The sequence below is a fragment of the Halorubrum halodurans genome (genome assembly GCF_002252985.1).
Taxonomy (GTDB): Archaea; Halobacteriota; Halobacteria; order Halobacteriales; family Haloferacaceae; genus Halorubrum; species Halorubrum halodurans.
Map to the genome: position 1 here is coordinate 1 of NZ_NHPJ01000111.1, position 11,370 is coordinate 11,370.

Below are 11,370 nucleotides of genomic sequence, written 5' to 3' on the forward strand. Positions count from 1 at the left end.
CGCGTAGCGCCACGCTGCTTACGTCGGCCGCCGTCGCCCTCGCGGCTGCCCCTTTGAACTGGGTCTCGACAGTCGTGTCCACCGCGCCAGCAACGACACCGTTCTCATCAACCCGATCACCCACGAAACACCCGTCTCATTAGCAGTCTTCGACGAATCGTCCGATCCAGCGTCTCGAAACGAAGCGATCCGACGAAGCAGAAACGGAACGCGACGCTACCTCAACACTCGGACCAGCCGCAGGACTCGCACGTCTTACAGCCCTCCGAGAAGTAGAGGTTCATCCCGCCACATTCGGGGCACTCGGGCGACTCGCCCGCCGCGATGAGGTCCTGCGTGACGTCGTCGTCGGCGTCCCCGCCGGGACCATCCGCCGATCCGGCGTCGGTCGGCGAGTCGACGGCCACGTCGGCCGAACTCCCCCCGGCGACCGCGCCGCCGTCGGTCTGGCTCGGCGGGTCGGCCGCGGCGCCGCCCTCGACGTCGTCGAGGCTCTGCTGTTGGGGGATCCCCTTGTCGATCTCGTCGTCGAGGTAGCGGCGGAGCGCGGTGCCGATCGCGTCCGGGATGGACTGGATCTGCTCGCCCTTGTCCCAGGCGACCTTCGGGCTCCGCGTGCCCTGGAGCTCGTCGACGATCTCCTCGGGGTCGACGCCGGAACGGAGCGCCGTCGAGATGACCTTCGCGAGCGCCTCGGTGAAGGAGTTGGTGTAGCCGCCGGAGTGGCCGATGTTCGCGAACAGCTCGAACGGCCGGCCGTCCTCCTCCTCGTTGATGGTGACGTACAGCTTGCCGTAGCCCGTCTCGACGCGCTGGGTCACGCCCGACAGCGAGTCGGGGCGGGGTCGGGTCTCGGTGTAGTCGAGCTCCGGCCGGTCCGCGGACTCGAGCAACTCCGTGATCTCCGCGTCCACGGCCGCCCTGACGTCCTCGTTGTCGAGGAACGCCTCCACGCCGCCGAACACCTCGCGGATCTGTTCGACGATCGTCTCCGCGGCCTCCGACTCGTCGGCGAACTCCGTGTTCTTCGCGCGGGTCGTGAGCACCTGCTTCGAGCGGGTGCCGTCGCGGTAGACGGTGACGCCCTTCCCACCGTGGTCGTAGATGTAGCGGTACACCTCCTCCATGTCGGCGGCGGTGGCGTCGTTCGGGAAGTTACACGTCTTCGAGATGGCCGAGTCGACGCCCTCCTGACACGCGCACTGGACCGCGGCGTGTTCGATCCCCGAGAGGTCGCCGGTGACGACGAACAGCTCGCCGATCGCCTCCGGAACCGTCTCCAGCCCCTCGACGCCGTCGAACTCGTTCTCGGCCATCTGCGCCTGGGCCTCCTCCTTCACCGCGTCGACGTCGACGTCGTTGGCCTCCAGCGTCCGGAGGAAGTAGTCGTCGAACTCGACGAGCATCTCGTCGCCCTGGACGTCGTCGGAGACGTTCTTGTAGAACGCGACGTTGTAGATTGGCTCACAGCCGCCGGTCGTGTTGCCGATCATCGACGTGGTGCCCGTCGGCGCGATGGTCGTCGTGTTGTGGTTGCGGATCGGGAAGCCGTCCGCCCACTCGTCGGCGTCGAGGCCGGTGTGGTGTTCGAACCACTCGCGGTGTGCCGTCGGGTTCGCGTACTTCGAGTCCGCCCAGTCGTTGAAGACGCCGCGCTGCTCGGCCAGCTCGTGGGAGGTCGCCTTCGACTCGTGGTTGATGTGGGTCATGAGCTGGCGGGCGACCTCGTTGCCCGCCTCCGAGCCGTACCGGACGCCGAGCTGGATGTACAGCTGGGCGAGCCCCATCACGCCGAGGCCGATCTTCCGCATGTCCCTGACCTTCTCCTCGATCTTCTCGACCGGGAAGTCGGACATCGTGACGACGTTCTCCAGGAAGCGCGTGCCGTACGCGATCCGGTCGTCGAACTCCTCGAAGTCGATCGCCTCCGCGAGGAAGGCCTCGACCGCCGCCTCGTGGGAGTCGTACTCGTCCGCGTGTGCCTCGCTCCAGACGCGCCAGTCGGGCGCGCCCTCGGCCGCCAGCGTCGAGAGGTTGATGTGACCGAGGTTACAGGCCTCGTACTCCTCGAGCGGCTGTTCCCCGCAGGGATTTGTTGCGAGAATTCTATGGCTTGGATTTTCTCTTATATCGAACGAATGTTCCTTGTTCACCCGCTCGAGATAGATGACGCCGGGTTCGCCGTTCTCGTGGGCGCCCTCGATCATGTCGTCCCAGAGCTCCTGTGCGGGGATCGAGAGGGTCTCGCCGACCTCGACGTGCTCGCCGAGGCCGAACATCTCGTAGATCTCCTTCGTCTCCGGCGTCGCGACGTGCGGCTCATCGGTTCGCGGGTTGGTGAAGGTGAACTCCTCGTCGTTGTACAGCGCCTCCATGAAGTCGTCGGTGACGCCGACGCTGATGTTGAAGTTCGAGAGGTGTCCCTCGACCGCGTTCCGCAGGTGTTCGGGGACGCGCCCCTCGTCGTCGATGAGCTCGCGGGCCTCCTCCAGGGCGTCCGCGAAGGAGTTGTGGGTGAAGTCGTCGGGGTCGTTCAGCCGCAGGGAGTGGGCCAGCGAGACGTCCTTGTTCTTCGAGTGGATGAACTGGATGACGTCGGGATGGGAGACGCGCATGACGCCCATCTGCGCGCCGCGGCGCGCGCCGCCCTGCGCGATCGTCTCGCACATCTGGTCGAACGTCCGCATGAACGTGATCGGCCCGGAGGCGATCCCGCCGGTGGAGCCGACCGCGTCGCCGTAGGGGCGCAGCTTCCAGAACGCGTACCCCATGCCGCCGCCGCTCTGGAAGACTTCGGCGGCCTCCTTGGCGGTCTGGTGGATGTCGGTGATGTCGTCGTCCGGCGAGTCGACGAAGCAGGCGGAGAGCTGCTGGAGCTCGTCGCCCGCGTTCATCAGCGTCGGCGAGTTCGGCATGAAGGAGAGCGACTCCATCCCGTCGCGGAACGTCGCCGCGGTCGTCTCGACGTGCTCGCGGACCTCGTCGGGGAGCTCGGGGACGACCGTGTCGTACGCGAACTTGTTGACGTTGTGTGCCGACAGCGTCGTCTCCGCGTCGTCGTCCGCCGAGACGCCCGCGCCGAAGACCTCCTCCGCGAGCTCGTCCCGTCGCGGGTGGTCGGGCTTGAGCTGGTCGGGCGTGACGGTGACCTCGACGTCCCGCTTTTCGGCCTCGAAGACCGCCTCCGCGAGCGCGACGTTGCGCGCGACGCGGTCGAACAGCTCCTCCTGTTCCTCGACCGGCTCCCCGTCCGCGTCCTTCCGGAGGTAGCGTGCGGGCAGGATGTTGTGGTAGGCGTTGGCCGTGAGACGGTCCTTCATCGTCTCGCCGGTGGTGCGTTTGATCGGCAGTTCGAGGTCGTCCGCGGAGACGCCGTCGCTGCTCATTCGACGGTCACCCCGCTCGGGTGGCGTGGGATATGGATCATCTGTAGTGTTGGTGTACTGGCGAGGCGGGCCCTTGTACGTTCGGATGTTCGGACCCGACGGGCATCTACATGTCCGATTCGGTATGTAACGTCGTGCCGCACGTCTGACGCTGAACTCGGGTACGTCGGAGACGGAGGGGTCCCGAGCACATAATGGTAGTCAGACCGGAGTGAAACTGGTCCCGATCCGTGGATACCGCGGCACGTGACGGGGTTCGCATCCGAAAGAAAGGGGGGTCGTGCGGTGGGCGGTTCGGCCGCGAGACGGGGCGTTCTCGCCCTCTCCGGCGCCCGCCCGACGGCCGGGGTCGGACCTCCCTCCCCGAACGTATCACGAACGATTCACGTTCGCGACCCGGATCGCCCGACGCCGCCCCCACAAGCTTATACCGCGGCTCGCCGTGCTCGCAGACATGACCCTTCCGCTCGCCGCCACCGCGACGTCCGCACCGCTCCAGGCCGGGATCCTCGCCAGCCCGATGGGGCAGCTGCTCGTCGCGCTGGTGGCCGTCGCGGCCGTGATCGTGCTCGGGAAGTTCGTGTTGAAGCTCGCGTGGCGGCTCGTCACGATCGGGATCGTCGTCGTCGCCGCGCTCTTCCTGCTGTCGACGGCGGGACTGATCTGAAACGGCGAACGCACCCCGGCGGCGCTACCGGAGCGCCCCGGAACGGGGCCTCACTGGAACGCGCCGAACTCGGACTCCGCCGGGTCGGCGGTCTCGGACCGCTGGAACTGCTTTTCGATCTCCGCGTAGCGCTCTCTGGTCTCCGGGGTGACGCTCGGGTTCACCTCGTCCAGGGCGTCCTCGAAGTGGGCCATCGTCACGCGGACGTTGCCGACGGACTCGCCGACCTCCTCGCGCGAGACGCTGGCGATGAACTCTCGGGAGGCGTTCATCGACGCTTCGCGGGCGACCGCCTCGAGGTCCGCGCCGACGTATCCCTCGGTCTTGCGGGCGATCGCGTCGAGGTCGACGTCGTCCGCGAGCGGCTTCTCGCGGGTGTGGACCTCGAGGATCTTCCGGCGGGCGTCCTCGTCGGGCACCGGCACGTGGACGTGCCGGTCGAGCCGGCCGGGCCGGAGCAGCGCCGAGTCGATCAGGTCCGGCCGGTTCGTCGTCGCGATCACGACGACGTCCTCCAGCGACTCGAGCCCGTCGAGCTCCGTCAGCAGCTGGGAGACGACGCGCTCGCCGACGCCGGAGTCGGTCGATCCCGACCCGCGTTCGGTCGCGATCGAGTCGATCTCGTCGAAGAACACGATCGTGGGCGCGTTCTCGCGGGCCTTCGAGAACACCTCGCGGACGCCCTTCTCGGACTCGCCCACGAACTTGTTCAGCAGCTCGGGCCCCTTGATCGAGATGAAGTTCGACTCGCTCTCGTTGGCGACCGCCTTCGCGAGCAGCGTCTTCCCCGTGCCGGGCGGGCCGTACATCAACACGCCCTTCGCGGCGGCCATGTCCAGCTGGTCGAACACCTCCGGGTACTCGAGCGGCCACTGGATCGTCTCGCGGAGCCGCTCCTTGGTGTCGCCGAGCCCGCCGACGTCGTCCCAGGTGACGTCCGGCACCTCGACGAACACCTCCCGGAGCGCGGAGGGCTCGATCCCCTTTATCGCCTCCTTGAAGTCGCCCTCGGTGACCTGGATCGAGTTCAACACGTCGGCGTCGATCTCGTCGCTCTCTAAGTCGAGTTCGGGGCGGATCCGCCGGAGCGCGTGCATCGCCGACTCCTTCGCCAGCGACTCGAGGTCCGCGCCGACGAAGCCGTGGGTGTTCTCGGCGTACTCGTCGAGGTCGATCCCCTCGGTCAGCGGCATGTTCCGCGTGTGGACCTGGAGGATCTCCTTGCGGCCGTCGCGGTCGGGGACGCCGACCTCGATCTCGCGGTCGAAGCGGCCGCCGCGCCGGAGCGCGGGGTCGATGGCGTCGACGCGGTTGGTCGCGCCGATCACGACCACCTCGCCGCGCTCCTCGAGCCCGTCCATGAGCGAGAGCAGCTGGGCCACCACGCGGCGCTCCACGTCGCCGCCGGCCTCCTCGCGTTTGGGCGCGATGGAGTCCAGCTCGTCCATGAACACGATCGCGGGGGCCTCCTCGGTGGCCTCCTCGAAGACGTCACGGAGCTGCTCCTCGCTCTCGCCGTAGTACTTCGACATGATCTCCGGGCCGGAGATCGTGTGGAAGCTGGCGTCGATCTCGTTGGCGACCGCCTTCGCGATCAGCGTCTTCCCCGTCCCCGGCGGACCGTGGAGCAGGACGCCCTTCGGCGGGTCGATGCCGAGCCGCTTGAACAGCTCCGGGTGTCGCATCGGCAGCTCGATCATCTCGCGGACCTGCTCGAGCTCGTCGTCGAGCCCGCCGATGTCCTCGTAGGTGACGTCGGGCGAACCGTCCGCGGCCGCCCCCTCCGGCGCGCCGGCGCCGCCGACGATCTCCTCCGCGGGCTTCTCGGAGATCTCGATCTCCGTCGAGTCGGTGACCACGACCGTCCCCGACGGCGACGTGCTCGCGACCTTCAGCGGGACCGCCTGCGACTGCCCGCCCATGAAGCCGAAGCCGAGCGGGAGCTGGACGTTCTGTCCCTCGGTGACGGGCTGGTCGCCGAGCTCGCGGCGGATCAGCGCGTCGATGTTGCCGCGGATCCCCAGCCGCTGGGGGAGAGCGATGGTGACGCGCTCCGCGGGCTCGACGTCGACCTGTTCGACCGTCACGCGGTCGTCGATGCCGACGCTGGCCTCCTGGCGGAGCCGCCCGTCGATACGGACCACGCCGGTTCCGTCGTCCTCGGGGTACCCCGGCCAGACGCGCGCGGTCGCGGCCCCGTCGGCGCCCTGAACGCGGATGAAGTCGCCGGGGGAGAGCCCGAGCTCCTCGGCCGCGACCCGGTCTATCGCCGCAAGCCGGCGGCCGGCGTCCTTCTGTTTCAGCGGTTTGACGGTGAGCTTCATCGCTCACCCTCGATCGTCAACACGCCGTTCGACACCGAGACGCTCCGGGCCTCGCCGGGCAGCTCGAACTCCGACTCGGCCGGTCCGCCGTCGCGCTCGATCACGACGATCGCCGTGTCGCCGACGGTGTCGACGCTGATCGCCTCGTCGTCGACGCCGACGTCGGCGGCGACGACCCACCCGTCATCGTACTCGTACCGGCGAAGCAACGAACCGTCGCCGACCGATCGGGTCTGTCTGGTAGTCATCCTAACCACAAGTTAGGCGCGAATACATTTAAACTACTCGGATAAAATCGCATGACGTGAGAATATCGGTCAACGAACGGTTGTATTGCGGTTCGGGCCGGGGTCGCCGCGATCGGCGGGCGGATCGCGGGGGGATCCCCGTTTATCTCCCCCGCGGGCGTGGATCGACGGGAGATGGGTTCGAACGCGACTCCGGACGCGGAGCGAGTCGGACATCACGGCCGCGAGACGACCTACCGCCGCTTCGACCGCGGCGGCGACGGGCCGACCGTCTGCTTCGTCCACGGGAGCGGCGGGAACGCCGAGGTCTGGAAGGCACAGACGCGGCTGAGCGACCGGTTCCCGGTCGTCGCGATCGACCTCTCCGGCCACGGCGAGAGCGACGACGTGGGGACGGCCGCCGGGGAGGCGACCCTCGAGGCGTACGCCGACGACGTCGTCGCCGTCGCGGCGGCGACCGACGCCGACGTCGTCTGTGGCAACTCGCTCGGCGGAGCCGTCGCGCTATGGGCCGCGCTCGAGCGTGGCCTCACGCTCGACGGGCTCGTCCTCGCGGGCACGGGCGCGAGACTGGCCGTGGGGGAGGCGCTGTCGGACGCGCTCGCGGGTGACTTCGACCGCGCGGTCGCGTGGCTCCACGGCCCCGACCGGCTGTTTCACGACGCGTCCGCCGACCTCCTCGAGCGCTCGCGGGCGGCGATGCGGGAGTGCGGCCGGGCGACGACCGAACGCGACTTCCGGACCTGCCACCGGTTCGACGTGCGCGACCGACTGGAGGCGCTGACCGTGCCGACGCTCGCGGTCGCCGGCGAGCACGACGCGCTCACGCCGCCGCGGTATCACGAGTTCCTGGCCGACCGGATCCCGGACGCGGAGTACGCCGAGATCGACGACGCCGCCCACCTCGCGATGCTCGAGCGCCCGGCCGCGTTCAACGCGGCGATCGCGGGGTTCCTGGAACGCCTCGACTGATCCACGACGGGACGGAGGGGCTCCGGACATTCTTTTGTCCTCCGAGGGGGAGTCCGAGGGTATGGGAACCGACGACGAACGAGGATCCGGAGGGACGGTATCGGAGCCGTCGGCGTCGACGACGCCCGACGAGTGGAACCCCGACATCGACGACCTCCTGCGGAAGCTGGACTCGCTCGAGGAGACGGTCGACGACGAGCGCGAACGGGAGACGGTCAGACAGACCATCTCGCTGGTGGAGCGGATGCCGGGGAGCGCGGCGTTCACCACGCGGATCAGCAAGTACACGAGCCGGGACATCGCCCAGTCGTTCGTCGGGGGGATCGTCTTCGCGCTCCCGCTGCTCGTCGAGGGCGGCGTCTTCGAGATCGCCGCGTGGTTCGCGGCGGCGCGGGTCGTCGGGTTCCCCGTCTACCTCGCCGGCCACGTCTGTTTCGTCGTCGGCGTGACCACCGGGCTCCTCTACTACGCCGACTTCCGGGACGTCCGGGTGTACCGGCCGCTCTTCGGGATCGTCCCCCGCCGGCTCGTCGGCGTCCTGACCGTCGCGTTCCTCGTCTCCGCGGGGCTGATGGCGCTGTGGGGCCGGCTCCTCGCGGAGGACCCGACGACGCTGGAGGCGTTCGCCAGGGTGACCGTCGTCTGGGGCGGGGCGGCGTTCGGCGGCGCGCTCGGCGACATCCTCCCCGGAGAGTCGACCGGCCGGGACGTCAGCGAGCGCCTCGAGGACCTCGGCGACGTCTTCGGCGACGACTGAGCCGCCGGACGGCACCGCGCTCGGCCGGACGGGTACCACAGGTTTTTCGCCGCGGCGACCGTACGTCGGTCCATGTCAGCGCTACGCGACGCGCTCCGGGACCTCCCGGACGCGGTGTTTGCGGACCTGCTCGAGTCCGACGACGGGTACGTCCTGCTCGTCGACCTCCCCGGCGCGACGGCCGGAACGACGGAGGTCCTCTTCGAGGACGGCCGGATCGTCATCGAGGCCCGCCGCGAGAAGTCGACGCCGGAGGGGTTCCGCTACGTCCGGGAGGACCGGCCCCTGTTCCTCGACGCCGAGCTCCCGCTGCCGCCGGACGCCGACGGCGACGCGGCCGACGCCGAGATGGACCGCGGCGTCCTCGAGGTGACGCTCCCGAAGCGCGCCGACGCCGACTCCCACCGGATCCCCGTCGAGGGGAGCGACGACGACGGCGGAAGCGACGACGGCGGGGTCGACGACGGAGACGAGGCCGACGCCTGACGGGTGGTCACGCTGGTCAACCTCCGCGCCTACTGGCGCTTCTTCGTCGTGATCCGGCGGTTCTCCCCGCTGATCGTCGCCTACTGGCGGGACCGCAAGCGATTCCTGCTGTTCGGCGGCGGACGCGAGGTCGACGCCGCCACCCAGCGGGAGCGCGCCGACGTCCTCCTCGACATCCTGCTCACGCTCGGCCCGACGTTCATCAAGCTCGGCCAGCTGCTGTCGACGCGGCCGGACGTCCTTCCCCCCGCCTACATCGAGGTGCTCGAGGGGCTCCAGGACGACGTCCCGCCAGCCGACTGGACGGAGTCGAAGCGCGTGCTGGAGGACGAGCTCGGCCCCGTCGAGGAGACCTTCGACGACTTCGACACGGAGTCGATAAGCGGGGCCAGCCTCGGACAGGTGTACACGGCGCGGTTCGACGGCGAGGACGTCGCCGTGAAGGTGCGCCGGCCCGGCATCGAGTCGCTCGTCGAGGCCGACCTCCGGGCGATCCGCTGGTCGCTCCCCATCGTCCGGCGGTTCATCGGCGGCGGCCGGGCGTTCTCGATCGAGAACCTCTCCGAGGAGTTCGCGAAGACGATCCGCGAGGAGATGGACTACCGGCGCGAGCGGGAGATGCTCGAGGAGATCAAGGCGAACTTCGCGGACGACGACCGGATCCGGATCCCGAAGGTGTACGAGGCCGCCTCGGGGCCGCGCGTGCTCACGATGGAGTACATCGGGGGGACGAAGATCAGCCGGACCGACGAGCTCGACGCGGCCGGCCTCGATCGGACCGCGATCGCGGAGACGCTCCAGGAGGTGTACCTCCAGATGATCATCGACGACGGCGTCTTCCACGCCGACCCGCATCCGGGAAACCTCGCGGTCGACGCGGACGGCGCGGTGGTCTTCTACGACTTCGGCATGTCCGGGCGGGTCGACCCGTTCGTCCAGGAGAAGATCGTGGAGTTCTACGTCGCGGTCGCGAGACAGGACACCGACGCGATCCTCGACACCCTGATCTCGATGGGGACGCTCTCGCCGGAGGTCGACCGCGACGTGATGGGCGAGGTGATGGACCTGGCCATCGCCGACGCCCGCGGCGAACAGATCGAGCAGTACCGCGTCAACCAGATCATCGAGCAGGTGGAGTCGACCATCTACGAGTTCCCGCTGCGGCTCCCCCGCAACCTCGCGTTGGTCCTCCGGGTCGCCACCGTCGTCGAGGGCGTCTGCGTCACGCTCGACCCCGAGTTCGACTTCATCGAGACCGCCACGAACTACCTCGAGACGGAGGGGTACTACGAGCAGACCGCCCGCGAGATCGCCGAGGACGCCGGCAGACAGCTCCAGCGGACGACGGAGTCGCTGTTCACCGTCCCGCCGAAGGCCGAGTCGTTCCTTGACCGAGCGAACCGCGGCGACCTCCACGTCGACGTCACCATCGAGGACGAGTCGCGGGTGCTCGACAAGCTGGCGATGCGGATCGCCTACTCCGTGCTGCTCGCGGTCGGCGTCCTCTCGGCGACGATCCTCTACTCGTTCGCCGAGGAGTGGCGGCTCGCGGCGATCGTCCTCCTGCTCGCGGCCCCGCTCGCGGTCGCGCTGTACCGGTCGTTCCGCAAGAAGCGGCGGACGATACCGGGGAACCCCCAGTTCACCAGGCAGGGAATGCGCGAGCAGCGGGACGACTGACGGGACCGAGGCGTCATCCCCGACACACCCAGACGTCGCCGCGCTCCTCGACGCCGTAGCCGCGTTCGGAGAGCCACGACCGGAGGGCGGCGGCGTGGTCGTCGCGGGCCGCGGAGTCGCCCGCCGCCGCGTCCTCGTCCGATCCCGCGTCGCCCGCCCCGTGAACCTCGACGACGAGCAGCGGCCGATGGGTTCGAAGCGTCGCCGCCGCGCCCCGAAGCACCGCCAGTTCGTGGCCCTCGACGTCGACCTTGATCGCGTCGGGCGGGGCAACCGGGTCGCCGGCGGCCGTCCCGGTTCCGGCCCCGCTCACCACGTCGTCGAGCCGGTACACGGGAACCTCCTCGACGGCGGCGACGCGCGCCCCCCAGCGCGTCGCGCGGTCGCGGTCGAACGCGGAACACTTCGAGAACGTCGAGCGGTAGAACGGCAGCGACCCGCGTTCGTCGCCGAGACCGGCTCGGCGGCAGTCGATCCGGTCGGCGAGCCCGTTTCGGGCCGCGTTCCGAGCCAGCCGGTCCGCGCTCTCGGCGTTCGGCTCGAACGCGACGACCCGGCGGTCGGTGTCGGCGGCGAGCGGGATCGAGTGCTCGCCGACGTGTGCGCCGGCGTCGATGACGGTCGCGTCCGTCGGCAGCCGGGAGAGCGCGGCCAGTCCGGCGTCGTCGCCGTGAGGGTTCGTCGGCTCGTAACTCCAGTACGTTCCGGCGACGGTCCGCTTCGGCGTGGCGACCCCGAGGGCGTACGTCAGGTCCGCGAGCCGGTAGAGCGTCCGGAACCCGACCCGTTCGAGCCACGCGGGGGGATCGAGCGCGGACATCCTCGGCTCAGGCGGTCACGACCTGTATGG

At 69.3% G+C, this 11,370-nt stretch carries 9 protein-coding genes; 5 read left to right on the forward strand and 4 right to left on the reverse strand.

What is annotated here, in order from left to right:
- Nucleotides 1-221: 221 nt before the first annotated feature.
- Nucleotides 222-3,386, reverse strand: a complete 3,165-nt coding sequence (locus DJ70_RS12975) for an adenosylcobalamin-dependent ribonucleoside-diphosphate reductase (protein WP_094533682.1) — start codon at nucleotides 3,384-3,386, stop codon at nucleotides 222-224.
- A gap of 427 nt (nucleotides 3,387-3,813) precedes the next feature.
- Here DJ70_RS12975 and DJ70_RS12980 point away from each other — a divergent pair, with 427 nt between their 5' ends.
- Nucleotides 3,814-4,053: a hypothetical protein gene (locus DJ70_RS12980; RefSeq protein ID WP_094533698.1), complete on the forward strand. Its 240-nt coding sequence runs from the start codon at nucleotides 3,814-3,816 to the stop codon at nucleotides 4,051-4,053.
- Nucleotides 4,054-4,103: 50 nt separating this feature from the next.
- On the opposite strand, the gene DJ70_RS12985 is transcribed toward DJ70_RS12980, so the two are convergent.
- Together DJ70_RS12985 and DJ70_RS12990 are read right to left on the reverse strand one after the other, a co-directional pair.
- Nucleotides 4,104-6,377 (reverse strand): CDC48 family AAA ATPase, encoded by a 2,274-nt coding sequence (locus DJ70_RS12985; RefSeq protein WP_094533684.1) that lies wholly within the window; start codon nucleotides 6,375-6,377, stop codon nucleotides 4,104-4,106.
- Entirely contained in the window at nucleotides 6,374-6,625 is a 252-nt protein-coding gene (locus tag DJ70_RS12990) for an Hsp20/alpha crystallin family protein (RefSeq protein ID WP_094533686.1), read from the reverse strand. The genes DJ70_RS12985 and DJ70_RS12990 overlap by 4 nt, the downstream gene beginning before the upstream one ends.
- A gap of 174 nt (nucleotides 6,626-6,799) precedes the next feature.
- Between DJ70_RS12990 and DJ70_RS12995 the strand changes: the two genes are divergently transcribed.
- The 4 genes from DJ70_RS12995 to DJ70_RS13010 all read left to right on the forward strand — a co-directional run bounded on the left by DJ70_RS12995 (nucleotide 6,800) and on the right by DJ70_RS13010 (nucleotide 10,520).
- Nucleotides 6,800-7,597 (forward strand): alpha/beta fold hydrolase, encoded by a 798-nt coding sequence (locus tag DJ70_RS12995; protein ID WP_094533688.1) that lies wholly within the window; start codon nucleotides 6,800-6,802, stop codon nucleotides 7,595-7,597.
- Nucleotides 7,598-7,658: 61 nt separating this feature from the next.
- A complete protein-coding gene (locus tag DJ70_RS13000) occupies nucleotides 7,659-8,354 on the forward strand; it encodes a DUF2391 domain-containing protein (protein WP_094533690.1) in 696 nt (231 codons plus the stop codon).
- 72 nt (nucleotides 8,355-8,426) lie between these two features.
- Complete coding sequence (locus DJ70_RS13005) at nucleotides 8,427-8,840, forward strand: Hsp20/alpha crystallin family protein (protein ID WP_094533692.1); 414 nt, start codon at nucleotides 8,427-8,429, stop codon at nucleotides 8,838-8,840.
- A gap of 3 nt (nucleotides 8,841-8,843) precedes the next feature.
- Complete coding sequence (locus DJ70_RS13010; protein WP_094533694.1) at nucleotides 8,844-10,520, forward strand: ABC1 kinase family protein; 1,677 nt, start codon at nucleotides 8,844-8,846, stop codon at nucleotides 10,518-10,520.
- A 13-nt stretch (nucleotides 10,521-10,533) separates the two neighbouring features.
- On the opposite strand, the gene DJ70_RS13015 is transcribed toward DJ70_RS13010, so the two are convergent.
- On the reverse strand, nucleotides 10,534-11,340 hold the full coding sequence (locus DJ70_RS13015) for an FkbM family methyltransferase (RefSeq protein WP_094533696.1): 807 nt from the start codon (nucleotides 11,338-11,340) through the stop codon (nucleotides 10,534-10,536).
- Nucleotides 11,341-11,370 lie beyond the last annotated feature (30 nt).